Below are 14,043 nucleotides of genomic sequence, written 5' to 3' on the forward strand. Positions count from 1 at the left end.
ATGTCGAAAATCAGCATCAGCCTGATCGAAGGCTATCACATTACCGCAACCGACAAGCGCCATATGGCCGAAATCATCCGGCGCGGATGGTCAAAAGGCGCAAGCAAATACAGACATTATTCAATCACCGAGCGCAACGATGACACCGCCCGCGTTGTCATCGAGAGCAATGAGCGCACAAGCTCCGGACGTATGGAGATCCGCCGCAGCACCGTAACCATTCGCATCAGGGGGGGGCGCAGTAATGTCAAAGCGCCGTCAGATAGAAGTTTATGACACCCCGTCAGGCATGGGCGGAACATTCACCGTCGAGATTGTTGCCCACCTTGATCATGAGCGCGTCAAAGTGCGCGTATGGTACGGCAGAGCACCCCCCCAAGGTTGGGAATGCTGGAACGAATGGGACGGCTATCGCTTCGAGACAAAGCAAGCAGAGTTGCGCAACAGGCGCATGATGCCGCTTTATAGATAATAAACATTGAGTGTTGGCATTCTTGACAACGCGCTAGGTTGTTGGCATAATGGACAACATGAAGGCGACAAAGATAACCGAACATAGAAGCGTCGAGGCTGACGGAAGCATAATTCAGTTCGTTATCTGGAAAGTGCCTTCACCCGTTCCGCCGACAGAACACGGCTTCAAATATCGAATGGTCTACATTCAAAAAGGAATCCGTGTTGTCGGTTTCGACAATGAACGCGGCAAAGGCGACCATAAGCATTTAGACGGGCAGGAACACCCTTACACCTTCACAACGATAGGGCAACTTATTGAGGACTTCCTTGCCGAAGTGGAACGCAGGAGGCAGTCATGAGAGAATTGACGATCACCACAAACGCAGATTGGAAAACAGCGCTGCGCGAGGCTGGAAAGCGTGCTGAAAAAGGTTTGACGAGCGACGCCTATCAGGGCGAAACATTGAATTTTGAAACGCCTGGAGCGTTCTTTTCTCAACTTACAGGGCTTCGCTGGAATCTGATCAATGAGTTATTGGGCGCTGGAAAGATAGGCGTCCGAGAACTGGCACGCCGCCTCAATCGCGATGTGAAGCGCGTTCACGTCGATGCCGCCGCCCTGATCGAACTCGGTTTGATCGAGAAGGATGAACGCGGTGCATTGTCCTGCCCGTTTGAAAATATCCATGTTGATATGATTATGAGCGCCCCAAAAGCGGCATAGCGGCATGAAAGAATTTTCCTTCTCAGATATGAACCGCGCATCCGGCGAAATTCTGGAAACAGCCATGATTGAGCCGGTCGTGCTGACAAAGCGCGGCAAGGAAAAACTCGTCATCATTACCGCCGACGCCTACCGGCGTTTGATGGGGCAAACACAGGCCGAAGCCTTCGGCCTTTATGATGCCCCGCAAAGCGTTCAGGCAGAATTGATGCACGGCATCAATGACATTCTGGATGAAAGAGGAACCCCGCCTTAGCGGGGTTTTTTGTTCCCTGAATCCGGCAGCATTATCAGCGCGGCCCGAGCGTCAGCTTGATGGTGAAACGGACTTTCCGGGTGCGAGCCTGCCAGCGAGCAGACACAGCAGCCAATGCCGGCGAACGATCGCGATCACCGCCCCTTTGGTTGTCAGCATTGATCTAATACAGGTCACTTTGACCCCCGGCCGCGCCATTGCAACTTTGTGCGGCGAGACTTTTTCCCGCCTGCAAGCAGGCTCCTCGCGGCCGCGGCCAAAGCCGCTCCAAAACTCACGCCGCACAAAGTCCTTCGCTTCGCTACGGCCCTGAAGGGTGCAACAGCGCTCAACGCCGAGAGCCATCCTGGACCTGCGATCAACGCAGACAACCAAAGGAGCTCATCATGAACGCAATCTTCAAATTCCTCGCCAGCACCGGCCGCCGCATCCGCTCTTACATCGCCAAGCTCGTCAAGCCCCTCGTCAAAAACGGCCGTTTCACCATCAAGCTGACGCTTTCGATTCCCGCATTCGTGAAAATCGAAGTCGGTGCCGAATGGAACAAAAAAACCCGCTAAGGCGGGGCAGGGGGCTTCGCCCCCTGATAAAAGCCCGCCACGGCAGGCTTTCTTTTTCATAGCCATGAAAAATATGCGATAGCAAAGGCGAAGCCTTTGCCATCCCCCCCAAAGGAGTAGAAAATGAGTCCAGAGCATAAGAATACCGCCACCGATCTCGTTGAACTGACAACAGATCTGGTTTTAGCATACGTCTCCAATAACCCCGTGCCAGTCGCTGACCTGCCTTCTCTTATCGGGCAAGTGCATCAGTCATTGAGTAATCTTGTCACCGGCCTCGAAGCCCCGCCGCAGGAGGAAAAGCTTGTTCCGGCCGTGCCAATCAAAAAATTGATCACACCCGATTATCTGATCTGCCTTGAAAACGGCAAGAAATTCAAATCCCTCAAGCGCCATCTGTCGTCACAGCACGGAATGACGCCTGACGAATATCGCGCAAAATGGAACTTGCCCGCAGATTATCCAATGGTCGCCCCCGGCTATGCCGCAGCGCGTTCGCAGCTCGCAAAAGATATGGGCTTGGGACACAAGAGAAAAACACGCAAACGCGCCGCATAAGGCGCGATCGCGTGTCGTCAAGTCGCGCTTTTTTTATCATGTAACACACGGCATTCATTGATATTTTTGGCAAATTCTGTATTATGCAGAATATAAGTATTGCAAAAATGCGAGTGGCAAGCTCATGAGTGAAAAGACGATTACAAGCGTCGATTTTGTGCGCCAGTTCGGGCGCTATCATGATGAAGCCATGCGTGAACCGATTACGCTGACAAAGCATGGCAGGCCAACAGTCGTTATCCTGCCCTTTGATCAGTATGAACGCATGTCACAGCTTGCCGAAAGCCAAAGCGAGCCAAACACACAGCGCTAAAAGCGCAGGACGGACAGACCGAACAATGTGAGGAATGATCATGGCACTTGCATATAAGACCCACACCCCGGCAATCAGCGCCGAGGAAATGGAGCGCCGCCGCAAGAGCGTTCGGCGTGCTATTCGCTCGAACGCAATCGAAGGTGCCGCCGCAGGTCCGGAAATGGACCCGATTTATGAGGCTTATATCGCTGGCAAAATCGATTCCGATGAAATGCTGGAACAGGCTAAGGCATTGCGCGGACGTTAAGCGCAATGTCCTTCACCTATCCCGAAAGCGATACGCTCAAGAATCTGGAAAATATTACCGATTACGACATGCTCGAAAGCCATGTGGCTCGTGTCGTATCGGTTCGCGCTGTTCAGCTCGATGAAGGGCGCGGCCCCGCACCGACCTTCGATAAAGCCCACCTTCAGGCGCTGCACAAGCATCTGTTTCAGGACGTGTTTGAATGGGCTGGTGAGCTGCGCCACCAGCCATTCACCTTCGCCGACGGCTCGCAGGCTTCAATGCCGACCATGCAGAAGCGTGGCGGCAAGGGCTTCGCCGTCAATCGGCAGATTGATGCCGGCTTAAACAGCCTCATATCCGATCTGCACTCGCGCAATCTTTTGCGCGGCCTCGATCGCGAGACCTTCACCAATGAAGCCGCCGATGCTTTCGCACGGCTGAATTCAGTTCATCCCTTCCGCGAAGGCAACGGCCGCACGCAACGCGCATTCTTCGAAGCGCTTGGCGAGCAGGCCGGCCATCCCCTCGACTTCGGCGTCATATCCGCCGAGCGCATGATAGTCGTTTCCATCGCCGCCCATGAAGACGGCGATCTGGCTCCCATGCGCCGCATGTTCGCAGAAATCGCAAACCCGGAGCGCGTGAATGCCCTCGAAGTCGCTCAAAAAGCGATAGAAAAATTCCGGCCGGCTCAGGCTCCCCATGTCACTTCATGGGATGGAACCTATATGGCGACGACTGAACCCGGCGAAGGCTATCATGGCCGGTTCACCGGCGCGGCCGGACCGAATTTCATGATGCAGCGCTATGATGGCTCGATCATCGTTGGCAATGTCATCGATCTGCCTGAACCCCGTCCGCAATCAGGCGACGAAATTACCTTTGTTGCGTCCGGGCTCAGTCAACAGGTGCAGAACCTTCACCAAAGCCCATTGATCTCCGCAGTGCATGATTGGCCGCAAAGCGTCTCGCAGAGCGTGGCTGAAAGGATCGAGACGCTGCCAGAAGTCCGATCCTTCAGAGCAGACCTTGCAAAAGCAGTCGCCGCAGTCTGGCAAGATCCGCAAGCCGTACTGGCCGAGCTGCAAAGGCGCATCGAGGTCGAGCGCCGACCGGTCTCAGAATTCGCGCAGGAAATCCGCAACCATCCTCAAAGTCTAGGCGAACTGCATGGCACGAAAAATCTTTTCGGCCGTGCTGATGCGGCCAGAGAAAAGGCGATCGACATGCTGCCGCTCGCCGTTGCGGCCATGCATGATTACGGCAAGCTTCATCATACAATGACCGCAGACCTGACGCGCGACGAGGAACGGTTTCGCCAGCGTATGAGCCAGCCGGTCAACGACTTGTCACAGCAAGCGCAAACCCTTGTCCGCATGGTCGATAACGTCCCCAGTCATACGCTTTCGGAAATCATCGCCCGAGGCGAATACAAAAATGCAATTCAGGAATTGCGAAGTTTTGTCGAAGATATGGGAACGCACTTCAAAGCGCATGACGGTTCGAAAGGTCTGGATCGGGAACGCTTGTCCCAAGTTCTCCCAAATTTTCCAAATCATAAAATACATGAGTTGTGCAGAAGCTTTGCTTACGCAGAAACAATTGGTTCGCGAGCCAGCGCTATCGAGCAAGCTAATACGCAATCGCATGCCCGCGCCCATTCACATGAGCAATCCCCATCAAAAGGCTTTGAAATATAGCGGCTTCCATTTCCAATTAATCTTCGAGGATCACATATGAAATATAATTCTTTTGCGGCTTTGGCTGTGTTTGTCGTTTCAGGCTGCACCACTGCCACAACAGATACGACTCCCGTACATTATGACCTGACAGCCGTATGTCTCACTGATCAGGGAAAGCCAGTATCAGAGGGCGGAGTCTACAATGGCAAAAAATGCTTGAAGCCTGAAACTATGCTTGTTTATCCAAAACCAGAATTAGTCTGGCGCTAAACCGATATGTTTGTCTCGGCGGTTCGATGAAGATGACAAACCGCCGGATAATCGTCACTTAGTTTGCACCATTACGCTTGCCGCTCTTGATAGAAAAATCACCGGGCCGAGGCTGCCAACAAGACCAAGGGACGCAATTATCATTAGGCTGTTCAGATCGGTGAATGAAATGACGACCGATCCCAACAATGCGCCGGTGCCGATTGCAGCATTGAAAATGGCGACATAGATCGCGGACGCTGGCAGCGCCGCATCGCCCGCCGTCCGTAGAATCCAAGTCTGGAAGCCAACGAAAACGGCTGCGACACCGATCCCCCAGCCCATCAACAGGATACCTACCGCGATCAAGTCAGCGTTCGCGCCGAACGCTCCAAGCCCCGCCAAGCAAATCGCCATCAGCGCCAGCGATCCCAACACCAGCGGTTTGAGATAGCGGTCCACAAAAATGCCCGTCATGACATTCCCGAGAAGGCCAGCGAGTCCGAACGCAAGAAGAAGCGCATAAAGTACTTTTGGCTCTATGCGCAGACCCTCGGCGAGCAATGGCTCAATGTAGGTGAACGCGGCGAAATGGGCGGTGATCGCACATGCTGTCGCGCCATAGATACGAACGAAGGTAGGATCGCGGGCAATTACGATAAGCGCCTGCCGTCCAACGGGTGCCGCAGCCGACACACGGGGCACCGAAAACATGATCGCGGCGGCTGTCAGGAAAGACAGAACGGCAATAACACCGAACGCAGTTCGCCAGCTTTCGTGATGTCCTATCATCCCTGCCAACGGGACGCCCAAGACGCTGGCTGCTGACACCCCGCCGAAAATGATCGAAGTTGCCACGCCGACATATCTGGCCGGAACGATCTGCGCTCCGAGCGTGCCGATCATGGCCCAGAACGCGCCATGGGCTATAGCGCCAATGACCCTTGCCCCGAATAGTGCCGGAAAGTTCGTGGATATGGCAGCCACCGCACTGGACAACGCCAACACCAGCATCAGGCTTCCGAGAAGTGGCTTTCTCGGTATTCGGCCTAACATAGTTGCAGACAGCAAAGCGGCAACGGCTGCAATCCAAGCGTAGCCGGTTACGATAAGGCCAACCTTTGCTTCATTCTCTCCAAGATCATTCGCTATTGAAGAAAGAATGCCGATTGGTGCCAGTTCTGTAGTGACGATGGCAAACGAGCCAACGCCAAGAACGCCTACCGCTAACCAGTTTCGCCACGATGCGATTTCATGTTGTTCTTGCATTTAAGAGGAGCCTTAGATTCTTGAGCGCAAGCGCCCACCGCGTTGCGCGGCAGGTCGCTTCTGCGAATTGTTATGATGCGGTGGCGGCCGAGAAAGCTTTCTTGGCGGCAGCGATGCCGTTCATACAGGCGGGGACGCCAGCATAGACGGCGATTTGGAGAAGTATTTCGACGATTTCCTCGCGGGTGACGCCGACATTGAGTGCAGCACGAATATGAAACTCAAGCTGACCGGGCGCGGTGCCCATCGCCATAAGAGCCGATACGGTGAGCATTTCACGCGTGCGCAGGTCGAGGCCGGGCCGCGACACCACATCCGCGAAAGCAAACCCCAAGACGACCTCAAGGAAATCGTCCGAAAGCGCATCGAGATTTTCGGCAACGCGAGACGGGGCTTCGGGATCGAGACTTTCAAGAAGAGCAAGGGCTTTCGAGCGACGATCCTGCGTCATGCGTTCAACCCCTTCATACCTTCGGCGGTGTATCGCTCCCCAACGATAGGTAGGTTGGAAATCGCCCTTTCGAGAGCATCGGCCTCTTGCGCATCTAGAAGAACCGACGAGGTGGCGGCGTTCTCTTCCAGATATTTCAGCCGTTTGGTGCCGGGAATTGGCACGATGTCGTCACCCTTGGAAAGCAGCCATGCCAAGGCGATCTGCGCAGGGGTGCAGCCCTTTGCCGTCGCGATGCCGCGCACCACATCGACCAGAGCGGCATTGGTCGTCGCATTATCCGGGGCGAAGCGCGGCAGGCCCGCTCGGAAATCGCTATCCTCGAATTGCGACCCCGCCTGAAACCGGCCTGTCAGGAAGCCGCGCCCGAGCGGTGAATAGGCGACGAAGCCAATGCCCAGCTCGCGGCATGTGGGCAAGATTTCGGCTTCCACATCACGGGTCCAGAGGGAGTATTCGGTCTGAACCGCCGTGACAGGGTGGACGGCATGGGCGCGGCGCAGCGTCTCGGCGCTTACCTCGCAAAGACCGATATGACCGATCTTCCCTTCGCGCGTCAGGGCAGCCAGCCCTTCCATCGTTTCTTCGATAGGCTGTTCGCGGTCGATGCGGTGGACGTAGTAGAGGTCGATCCGCTCCACCCCAAGCCGCTTGAGCGAGGCTTCGCAGGCGCGGCGCATGTAATCGACGCTGTTGTCGATGCTGCGGGCGTATTCGCCGGGCTTCCGCACGATGCCGAACTTGGTGGCAATCTTAACCGTGGCATCGCTTTCGGCGAGGAAGCGGCCGATCAGGTCCTCATTGTGATGCGGCCCATACATATCGGCGGTGTCGAGGAAATCGATGCCAAGATCGACCGCCCGCTGCAGAACCGCCAGCGATTCCTCGTCGTCGCGTGGACCATAGAATTCGCTCATCCCCATGCAGCCGAGTCCGATTGCGGAAACAGATAGATCGGGACCAAGTGTTCGCTGTTGCATTGCTTTGCTCCTTGTTCTTCGGAGACAAATATGGTTTTCTATTTCGATGAAGAAACCCACAAAAACTCGTAAGCTGATTTCCGATATTGGAAAGCGGGAGGCCAGCCGCCTACGATGGGACGATGCGCGGGTGTTCCTCGCCATCGCTCGCAACGGGTCGTTGAGTGGCGCGGCGGCCGGCCTCGGGAGCGGCCTCGCCACCGTGTCGCGCCAGATCGAGCGACTGGAAGCCGCGCTCGGTTTGACTCTCTTTAGCCGTCACCAGAATGGCTACCGGCTAACCGACGATGGTGCCGCGCTGCTGGAGCGTGCGGAGGCACTTGAACAGGCAGCCGAAGCCTTTGCGGAAGGGTCTGCTGCTCAAACTGAAATTGCCGGTCGGGTGCGTCTGGCGACGGCCGAGACGCTTGCCAACCATCTGATAATCCCTGCTTTGCCGGGACTGACCGATCAGTATCCGGACCTGACCCTTGAAGTGGTGACAGATGTTCAGGCGGTCAATCTGCACCGCCGCGATGCCGATCTGGCTGTCAGGATGGTCAAGCCTGAGCGTGGCAACGTAACGATCCGGCGTTTGGGAGCGCTCGGTTACGGTCTTTACGCCTCTCAAGGCTACATAGCTGGCCGGCCTGCAAAGCGTGAGGATGCCCGGTTCGACACGGACCGTTTTATTGGTTGGTGCGAGACATATGGCCATCTTCCTGCTGCCCAATGGGTCGAGCGGATACTGCGCGGCCGTGCTCCGGTTCTGGCAACAACAACCCTCTCGGCGCAGGTTTCCGCCGCTCTCGCAGGTGTCGGCCTAGCTGTGCTGCCGCACTTCATTGCGCGCCAGAACGACCTTGTTTGCTTGGAAGCAGACCTTGGCATCGACCAAGGAATCTGGCTGGCTATTCACTCTGACCTTGCACAATCCCGAAGGGTTCGGGCGATCGCAGAGTTTTACGCAAGCCTGATACACGAGAATAGGGAGAAGCTTGAAACTGCTGGAGGGCTGAATTCCCTTTAAGTTAGATCCTGATCTAGCATGATGAATTTTATGGTGATTCAATACTGATTTAATACTGATGCTCATAAGAAGCTTATTGTCGTGTCGTGACGCACTATAGCAATCTATGCCCTGACAATGACCTGTGAGCCTTGCGGCACACGGTCATAAAGCTCGATCACATCGCGGTCGAACATGCGAATGCATCCGCTCGAAACGGACTTTCCAATCGAAGCCGGATCATTCGTGCCATGAATCCGGTAAAGCGTGTCGCGCCCGCGTTGATAAAGATACAGGGCGCGCGCTCCCAGCGGATTAGCAGCACCACCCTGAACGCCGCCAGCAAGGCTACCACGGCCGGCAGGATCGGCCGCGATCATGTTCGCAGTCGGCGTCCATGTCGGCCATTCAGCCTTGCGTGCGATCGTTGCACGCCCGCTAAAGCTATGGCCTGCCTTGCCTACCCCTACCGGATAGGCAATGGCCTTGCCTTCCGGCTGCACCAGATAAAGCGTGTAATTCGACGGCTCGACAATGATCGTGCCTGGACGCTCCGTTGTCTCATAAGCAACCACGCGCCGCGCGCTGACACGATCTGTGCGAACAGTCATGGCGTCATCAGTTGGCGCCGCGGTCTGGCAACCGCTCAGCGCCACGATGCCGCCAAAAACAAAAAACCTTCTGTTCAAATTCATTCCCCGCAATTCTTTCATCACAGGAAACATATCACATTCCTGAATGGCTGATGAAAAACCTGTCGCGACCGCGATGCAATGTCACGGCCTCGAAGAGGCCGAGCCGGAGCCTGAACGCGCCCCAAAATAGCGCTGTAGAGAAGGCGAAGGCTTCTTAGAAAATAAGCAGACGGCCTTTGGCCGGCTTCATTCGTTCTTCCGCCTGCCGGCACGTCCCCGATCGGTCAAGGGACGGGCGCAAGCGTTGGCTCTGCGACAAAACCGGCTTTCACGCTGCGCGCGAACCTTCCGGTTTTCTCTCGATCCAATCCCCTGACAGCTCGTTGCCGTGTCGTGTGGCGGGCTGCGCCCACCCCCCCTCCGCCCTTGGAATAGCTGAAGCAATTCCCGTGCGGATGGGAGCGGCTTCGCCCAACGCGGAAAAAAAGGAGATACCCGCCATGTCTACACAACAGAATTTCTTGCAAATCCCGCTCGCAAAACTCGCCGTTTCACCTTTGAACGTGCGCACCACAGATGCGGAAAATGTGGATGATCTGATTGCATCCATCCCCGTTCATGGCTTGCTGCAATCGCTCGTCATCGTCCCCGCCGAGAAGAATGGACATTATCATGTCATCGCTGGCGGTCGCCGTTTGCGCGCCCTGCAAACGCTTGCCAAAAACAAGCAGCTCGAAAAGGGCTTTCTCGTCCCCTGCCGCCTTGCCGACAGCGATCAAGATCAGGAGCAAATATCGCTCGCAGAAAACGTCATCCGCGCGCCCATGCACCCCGCTGACCAGTATCGCGCCTTTGCCGCGCAGATCGATGCCGGTAAGAGCATCGAGGACGTGGCGCAAGCCTTTGGCGTCAGTGAAACAGTCGTCAAAAAGCGGATGAAGCTTGGCAAGGTCGCGCCCGAAATCCTCGCCGCCTATACAGACGGAAAACTCGAATTTGATCAGGTCGCCGCCTATGCCATCAGCGACGATCAGGAGCGCCAGCGCAACGTCTTTACCGCGAATCCCCGCGCACATTCCCATTCCATCCGCACCGCGCTGACAGAAGGGGAGGTTCCTGTCACCGACAAGCGCGTGAAGCTTGTCGGACTGGAAGCCTATCAGGCCGCAGGAGGCATTATTCACCAAGACCTTTTTGCCGAAGGTGACAGGGGCATTTACCTGACCGATGCCGCCTTGCTCGATCAGCTTGCCGCCGAAAAGATCGATGCCCTGATCAAGGAGGTCAAGGCCGAAGGCTGGCAGGAGGTGTTTTTCTTCGACGGCCAATATTGGGAGTTGGAGCAGGAATATAAGGGGCGGGTTTATCCGCAGAACATTCCGCTTTCCGACGAACAATCAGCCCTGTTTGATGAATTTGTGGAGCGCATGGGAGCAATCGAAATCCAGCTCGATCAGACGGACGACGATGCGCTCTATGATGAATATAAGGAGCTGTCCGAGCAGATCGATTCATTCAAGACGAGCGAATATCTGGACGAGGACAAGGCGCGCGCCAGCGCCGCTATCGTCACAAGCTACAATGGCGATATTCGCATAGAACGCGGCTTGCTCAAATCCGCACCGAAAACATCCGGCGCACAAGGTACAGGCAAAACCAGCCCCGAAGGTTTGCCAACCCCAAGCGCCAAGATGCAAAATGAACTCGCAGCGGTCAGAACCGCAGCGATCGCGGCTGATCTGTGCAGCAATGCCCATGTTGCCCTAGCCATCACCGTTCACAGCCAGGCGGCAACATTCTTTGGAATGTATGCCTCCGTCAGCGCCAGCACCCTCAAAGCAGAAAAGGCCGATGCCGCAAGCCATATCCAGAACCAGACTATGAAACCCCTGATCGAAATCGAGCAGCGCAGACAAGACTTGCGCAGCAGCTTGCCGCCGCGCCCTGCCGATTGGTGGACATATTTCCTCGAAATGTCACAGGCTGATCTGTTGCAGCATCTGGCCGTGTTCACCGCGCTTTCGCTGCGTCCTTTCGGGCAATATCAGCTTTCCGGTGCAAAGGTGCATGGCGATCAGATCGCCGATGCACTCGGCACCACCCCCGAAGCATGGACGACGCTTTCCGATCTCGGTTTCTTGGAGCGCAGCACCAAGACCGTCATTCTCGCAGCCGTCGAGCAGATCAAAGGCAAAGACCTCGCAACCAGCCTTGCGCCCTTCAAAAAGACCGATCTTGTGGAGCGCGCAACCGCCGAACTGGATGGCGCATGGCTGCCTGCCGAACTCACCCGCTTCGCAACCGATCATGACTGCGAAACGGTCAATCACATGGACGGTCATGGCATGAGCCATTTTTACGGCGATCAAGAGGAAGATGGCGAGGACGACGACGAGGAAGAAATCGCCGCCTGACACAACACAACACAAATCCGCAAGGCGCTGCGCATCATTCGCGCAGCGCAGGAACCAGACGGGCAGTCTCCTTGCTCGTCTGGTTTTTGCATGTTGCAGCGGAAACCCCCAAACCCGGTTTCCGCACCTTCCCCACCCAATCCGCATGCGCGGATGCTATACGGCATTGCCGTATATTTGCTTGAAATCTATACGGCACTGCCGTATCGTGATGACCGATGCAAAGCGTAATCCAGACAACTATCTTTCTGGCGCAGGCTAAGCGATGTGGCCTTTCCGACGACGAGCTTCAGGAAATTGTTGCCATGATCGCCGCCGATCCCGAAGCTGGGGCGCTAATGGCCGGAACAGGCGGTGCGCGAAAATTGCGCCATGCCCGCGAAGGCCAAGGAAAAAGCGGAGGTTTCCGCACGATACATTATTTCGGGGGCGGGGATATTCCAGTCTTTGCCCTCGCAATCTACGGCAAGAACGAGAAGGGCAATCTGACAAAGGCGGAACGCAACGAGCTGGCCCGAATCCTGCCAAAGCTTGCTGATGCCTACAGGCATAGAAAGGACAAAGCATGAGTTTTGCTATAGAGCTTATCCAGAGTGCCGAGGAAGCACTTGCTATCGCTGAAGGTCGGGCTGAACCCGCAGCGGTGTTCGTTCCAGAAACGATCGATGTTGCCGCGATCCGCAAAAGTCAGAAACTGTCGCAAGCCGAATTTGCCAAGCGCTACGGTCTGTCCGCTGGAACAATCAGGGATTGGGAGCAAAATCGCCGTCAACCTGATCGTTCCGCAGTTCTGTTTTTGAAGGTCATCCAGCAAGCGCCTGAAACAGTCGCGAAGGCAATCCGCGCATAATCAGCCGCCACGGCACCATTCATATGCATCGCGACGGCCGCCATAATAGGGGCGACCGTGACCGCTGCGAACAAGCAGATCGGCAATGTCATCACCTGATTGCGTTCGCACCGTCACTATAACCCGCCCATAGCGGTCATTGTGGTGACGCTGGAAATAGAGGTGGTTCGTTTCCATGAGCCGCTGCAATTCAAGAGTTGCAGCATCAGCAAGTTTTTGTTCCCGCGCACATTTGGCACCATCGCCGGTTTCAGGCGTGTCCACACCCTGAAGCCGGTATTTGACACGATCCATCCAAAATGTATCGCCATCGACAATGCAGGTAATGCGCTTGGCACGACCACAGATCGGCCATTTGTTGATGCTCTGCGCAGCCGCATCAGCACCGCCGATCGCGAGCACAAGCGCGCATAAGAGCAAGTTTTTCTGAATCATAAAGCACCTCACTTCCGAGATGCTACATAAAGCAAAATGGGGGATTTTGCTATGTGCTGCCCGCACTTGCGGCGTGGCAGGGAAGGGGCGGCGTTGTCGCCGCCCTTATTGCTTCAGTCCCAAGGGATCACGGCCATCAGGCTGTCATCGTCCTGCCCCGGATAGCGCCCGAGGTTGGCGTTTAGCTTGGCAAAGCCAGTGCTGACGGTAAGTGTGTAGTAATCGCAATCGCGCTGATTTTTCTTGCGCCATATCCCGCCGATCTCAATCCGGCGATTGCGGGGGGATTTGCCATAAAGGCGGTAAACAGGAGCTTTGGGATTTTCGCTGTTAACCGCTTCGCCTACGAGGTCGATATCGAACGTGATGGTTGCAATGTTTCCGGCGACCTTATCGCCGTCAAACTTGATGTAGTTCACTAGGTTCGTCATCAGAGTATTCCTCTCCATTTCTTGTGCCAATGCGGATGAAACGGAGCGAACTCAGGCTCTGCATCACCCGTAAGGGCCGGAACACAGTGGAGGACGGCGTAGCCAAGCGATTTTGGATCGCGAGGAACGCCGCAGGCGTGGGGAAAATCGTTTGCGCAGCCGTTGAGGCAGGGGCGTTCGATCCAGTATTCCGCTCGAAATGCACACAGAAACGAGAGGAATATATATGATACGTATAGCCAACGAACTTCACTGTGTGGGGCGTATTTAGAGCAGCTTGGAAGAAAATTTCAAGCATCGACTATAGTATAGGACCAAGGTATTAGAAGAATTTATCCATCGATAAAACAAATCAATTGATAGCGTCTGCCAATGGCACCGCGCTCTATTCGCCGGCACTGACGGCCAGCTCACCGAACCAGCCTCGCCGTTTGCCAGTCTCCACAACGCAATGAACGGTCTTGGCATCCAAGCCCGCCCATTCGCTGCTACGCCAAGGCTCACGTCAAGCCCGTTTCGGCCCATAGGGTCACGATCGACTGACGCGGGAAGGGCGGCGC

The 14,043-nt window shown here is 55.5% G+C and carries 21 protein-coding genes; 15 read left to right on the forward strand and 6 right to left on the reverse strand.

The genetic code is table 11. From position 1 onward, the window contains the following. The 11 genes from JNC80_RS18450 (at position 1) to JNC80_RS18500 (ending at position 5,051) form a co-directional block, all read left to right on the forward strand. Positions 1-276, forward strand: a complete 276-nt coding sequence (locus JNC80_RS18450; protein WP_376711210.1) for a hypothetical protein — start codon at positions 1-3, stop codon at positions 274-276. Next, positions 245-472 carry a hypothetical protein gene (locus JNC80_RS18455; RefSeq protein ID WP_376711211.1) on the forward strand — a complete coding sequence of 76 codons (228 nt, stop codon included), beginning with the start codon at positions 245-247 and terminating at the stop codon, positions 470-472. The genes JNC80_RS18450 and JNC80_RS18455 overlap by 32 nt, the downstream gene beginning before the upstream one ends. Before the next feature lie 49 nt (positions 473-521). Then, complete coding sequence (locus JNC80_RS18460; protein WP_376711212.1) at positions 522-815, forward strand: toxin-antitoxin system TumE family protein; 294 nt, start codon at positions 522-524, stop codon at positions 813-815. Next, the gene (locus JNC80_RS18465; protein ID WP_376711213.1) at positions 812-1,180 is read left to right on the forward strand and encodes an HVO_A0114 family putative DNA-binding protein; all 369 of its coding nucleotides are present in this window, start codon (positions 812-814) and stop codon (positions 1,178-1,180) included. The genes JNC80_RS18460 and JNC80_RS18465 overlap by 4 nt, the downstream gene beginning before the upstream one ends. Positions 1,181-1,184: 4 nt before the next feature. Further along, the gene (locus tag JNC80_RS18470; RefSeq protein WP_376711214.1) at positions 1,185-1,436 is read left to right on the forward strand and encodes a type II toxin-antitoxin system prevent-host-death family antitoxin; all 252 of its coding nucleotides are present in this window, start codon (positions 1,185-1,187) and stop codon (positions 1,434-1,436) included. Between the two features lie 386 nt (positions 1,437-1,822). Further along, entirely contained in the window at positions 1,823-1,996 is a 174-nt protein-coding gene (locus JNC80_RS18475; protein ID WP_376711215.1) for a hypothetical protein, read from the forward strand. Positions 1,997-2,119: 123 nt separating this feature from the next. After that, positions 2,120-2,554 carry a Ros/MucR family transcriptional regulator gene (locus JNC80_RS18480; RefSeq protein WP_376711216.1) on the forward strand — a complete coding sequence of 145 codons (435 nt, stop codon included), beginning with the start codon at positions 2,120-2,122 and terminating at the stop codon, positions 2,552-2,554. Positions 2,555-2,678: 124 nt separating this feature from the next. Then, positions 2,679-2,867 (forward strand): type II toxin-antitoxin system prevent-host-death family antitoxin, encoded by a 189-nt coding sequence (locus JNC80_RS18485; RefSeq protein WP_376711217.1) that lies wholly within the window; start codon positions 2,679-2,681, stop codon positions 2,865-2,867. 40 nt (positions 2,868-2,907) lie between these two features. Continuing rightward, positions 2,908-3,117 carry an antitoxin VbhA family protein gene (locus JNC80_RS18490; protein ID WP_138787522.1) on the forward strand — a complete coding sequence of 70 codons (210 nt, stop codon included), beginning with the start codon at positions 2,908-2,910 and terminating at the stop codon, positions 3,115-3,117. A 5-nt stretch (positions 3,118-3,122) separates the two neighbouring features. Beyond that, on the forward strand, positions 3,123-4,799 hold the full coding sequence (locus JNC80_RS18495; RefSeq protein WP_376711218.1) for a Fic/DOC family protein: 1,677 nt from the start codon (positions 3,123-3,125) through the stop codon (positions 4,797-4,799). Between the two features lie 36 nt (positions 4,800-4,835). Further along, a complete protein-coding gene (locus tag JNC80_RS18500) occupies positions 4,836-5,051 on the forward strand; it encodes a hypothetical protein (RefSeq protein WP_376711219.1) in 216 nt (71 codons plus the stop codon). Between the two features lie 54 nt (positions 5,052-5,105). On the opposite strand, the gene JNC80_RS18505 is transcribed toward JNC80_RS18500, so the two are convergent. From JNC80_RS18505 to JNC80_RS18515, 3 genes are all read right to left on the reverse strand, one after another. Beyond that, entirely contained in the window at positions 5,106-6,299 is a 1,194-nt protein-coding gene (locus JNC80_RS18505) for an MFS transporter (protein ID WP_376711220.1), read from the reverse strand. 70 nt (positions 6,300-6,369) lie between these two features. Continuing rightward, positions 6,370-6,750: a carboxymuconolactone decarboxylase family protein gene (locus JNC80_RS18510; RefSeq protein WP_376711221.1), complete on the reverse strand. Its 381-nt coding sequence runs from the start codon at positions 6,748-6,750 to the stop codon at positions 6,370-6,372. Next, on the reverse strand, positions 6,747-7,730 hold the full coding sequence (locus JNC80_RS18515) for an aldo/keto reductase (protein ID WP_376711222.1): 984 nt from the start codon (positions 7,728-7,730) through the stop codon (positions 6,747-6,749). The genes JNC80_RS18510 and JNC80_RS18515 overlap by 4 nt, the downstream gene beginning before the upstream one ends. Positions 7,731-7,776: 46 nt before the next feature. Between JNC80_RS18515 and JNC80_RS18520 the strand changes: the two genes are divergently transcribed. Then, positions 7,777-8,739, forward strand: a complete 963-nt coding sequence (locus tag JNC80_RS18520; RefSeq protein ID WP_376711223.1) for a LysR family transcriptional regulator — start codon at positions 7,777-7,779, stop codon at positions 8,737-8,739. A 104-nt stretch (positions 8,740-8,843) separates the two neighbouring features. Here JNC80_RS18520 and JNC80_RS18525 read toward each other — a convergent pair whose 3' ends face one another. Next, a complete protein-coding gene (locus tag JNC80_RS18525; protein WP_376711224.1) occupies positions 8,844-9,413 on the reverse strand; it encodes a L,D-transpeptidase family protein in 570 nt (189 codons plus the stop codon). A 176-nt stretch (positions 9,414-9,589) separates the two neighbouring features. Here JNC80_RS18525 and JNC80_RS18530 point away from each other — a divergent pair, with 176 nt between their 5' ends. The 3 genes from JNC80_RS18530 to nadS all read left to right on the forward strand — a co-directional run bounded on the left by JNC80_RS18530 (position 9,590) and on the right by nadS (position 12,617). Beyond that, positions 9,590-11,767 (forward strand): ParB/RepB/Spo0J family partition protein, encoded by a 2,178-nt coding sequence (locus JNC80_RS18530; RefSeq protein WP_376711225.1) that lies wholly within the window; start codon positions 9,590-9,592, stop codon positions 11,765-11,767. A gap of 218 nt (positions 11,768-11,985) precedes the next feature. Further along, on the forward strand, positions 11,986-12,336 hold the full coding sequence (locus JNC80_RS18535; protein WP_376711226.1) for a type II toxin-antitoxin system RelE/ParE family toxin: 351 nt from the start codon (positions 11,986-11,988) through the stop codon (positions 12,334-12,336). After that, positions 12,333-12,617: a NadS family protein gene (gene nadS / locus JNC80_RS18540; protein ID WP_289634338.1), complete on the forward strand. Its 285-nt coding sequence runs from the start codon at positions 12,333-12,335 to the stop codon at positions 12,615-12,617. Before JNC80_RS18535 ends, nadS begins: the two co-directional genes overlap by 4 nt. On the opposite strand, the gene JNC80_RS18545 is transcribed toward nadS, so the two are convergent. Beyond that, on the reverse strand, positions 12,618-13,052 hold the full coding sequence (locus JNC80_RS18545) for a thermonuclease family protein (protein ID WP_289634339.1): 435 nt from the start codon (positions 13,050-13,052) through the stop codon (positions 12,618-12,620). A gap of 113 nt (positions 13,053-13,165) precedes the next feature. Next, on the reverse strand, positions 13,166-13,483 hold the full coding sequence (locus JNC80_RS18550) for a DUF736 family protein (RefSeq protein ID WP_151653988.1): 318 nt from the start codon (positions 13,481-13,483) through the stop codon (positions 13,166-13,168). Positions 13,484-14,043: the final 560 nt, after the last annotated feature.

Origin of the sequence: Pseudochrobactrum lubricantis, assembly GCF_041929865.1 — a bacterium.
Classification (GTDB): domain Bacteria; phylum Pseudomonadota; class Alphaproteobacteria; order Rhizobiales; family Rhizobiaceae; genus Pseudochrobactrum; species Pseudochrobactrum saccharolyticum.

Excerpts from the sequence above, each read along its gene's own strand:
- JNC80_RS18450 (WP_376711210.1), top strand. The coding sequence starts at position 1 with ATGTCGAAAATCAGCATCAGCCTGATCGAAGGCTATCACATTACCGCA.
- JNC80_RS18455 (WP_376711211.1), top strand. The coding sequence starts at position 245 with ATGTCAAAGCGCCGTCAGATAGAAGTTTATGACACCCCGTCAGGCATG.
- JNC80_RS18460 (WP_376711212.1), top strand. The coding sequence starts at position 522 with ATGGACAACATGAAGGCGACAAAGATAACCGAACATAGAAGCGTCGAG.
- JNC80_RS18465 (WP_376711213.1), top strand. The coding sequence starts at position 812 with ATGAGAGAATTGACGATCACCACAAACGCAGATTGGAAAACAGCGCTG.
- JNC80_RS18470 (WP_376711214.1), top strand. The coding sequence starts at position 1,185 with ATGAAAGAATTTTCCTTCTCAGATATGAACCGCGCATCCGGCGAAATT.
- JNC80_RS18475 (WP_376711215.1), top strand. The coding sequence starts at position 1,823 with ATGAACGCAATCTTCAAATTCCTCGCCAGCACCGGCCGCCGCATCCGC.
- JNC80_RS18480 (WP_376711216.1), top strand. The coding sequence starts at position 2,120 with ATGAGTCCAGAGCATAAGAATACCGCCACCGATCTCGTTGAACTGACA.
- JNC80_RS18485 (WP_376711217.1), top strand. The coding sequence starts at position 2,679 with ATGAGTGAAAAGACGATTACAAGCGTCGATTTTGTGCGCCAGTTCGGG.
- JNC80_RS18490 (WP_138787522.1), top strand. The coding sequence starts at position 2,908 with ATGGCACTTGCATATAAGACCCACACCCCGGCAATCAGCGCCGAGGAA.
- JNC80_RS18495 (WP_376711218.1), top strand. The coding sequence starts at position 3,123 with ATGTCCTTCACCTATCCCGAAAGCGATACGCTCAAGAATCTGGAAAAT.
- JNC80_RS18500 (WP_376711219.1), top strand. The coding sequence starts at position 4,836 with ATGAAATATAATTCTTTTGCGGCTTTGGCTGTGTTTGTCGTTTCAGGC.
- JNC80_RS18505 (WP_376711220.1), bottom strand. The coding sequence starts at position 6,299 with ATGCAAGAACAACATGAAATCGCATCGTGGCGAAACTGGTTAGCGGTA.
- JNC80_RS18510 (WP_376711221.1), bottom strand. The coding sequence starts at position 6,750 with ATGACGCAGGATCGTCGCTCGAAAGCCCTTGCTCTTCTTGAAAGTCTC.
- JNC80_RS18515 (WP_376711222.1), bottom strand. The coding sequence starts at position 7,730 with ATGCAACAGCGAACACTTGGTCCCGATCTATCTGTTTCCGCAATCGGA.
- JNC80_RS18520 (WP_376711223.1), top strand. The coding sequence starts at position 7,777 with ATGAAGAAACCCACAAAAACTCGTAAGCTGATTTCCGATATTGGAAAG.
- JNC80_RS18525 (WP_376711224.1), bottom strand. The coding sequence starts at position 9,413 with ATGAATTTGAACAGAAGGTTTTTTGTTTTTGGCGGCATCGTGGCGCTG.
- JNC80_RS18535 (WP_376711226.1), top strand. The coding sequence starts at position 11,986 with ATGCAAAGCGTAATCCAGACAACTATCTTTCTGGCGCAGGCTAAGCGA.
- nadS (WP_289634338.1), top strand. The coding sequence starts at position 12,333 with ATGAGTTTTGCTATAGAGCTTATCCAGAGTGCCGAGGAAGCACTTGCT.
- JNC80_RS18545 (WP_289634339.1), bottom strand. The coding sequence starts at position 13,052 with ATGATTCAGAAAAACTTGCTCTTATGCGCGCTTGTGCTCGCGATCGGC.
- JNC80_RS18550 (WP_151653988.1), bottom strand. The coding sequence starts at position 13,483 with ATGACGAACCTAGTGAACTACATCAAGTTTGACGGCGATAAGGTCGCC.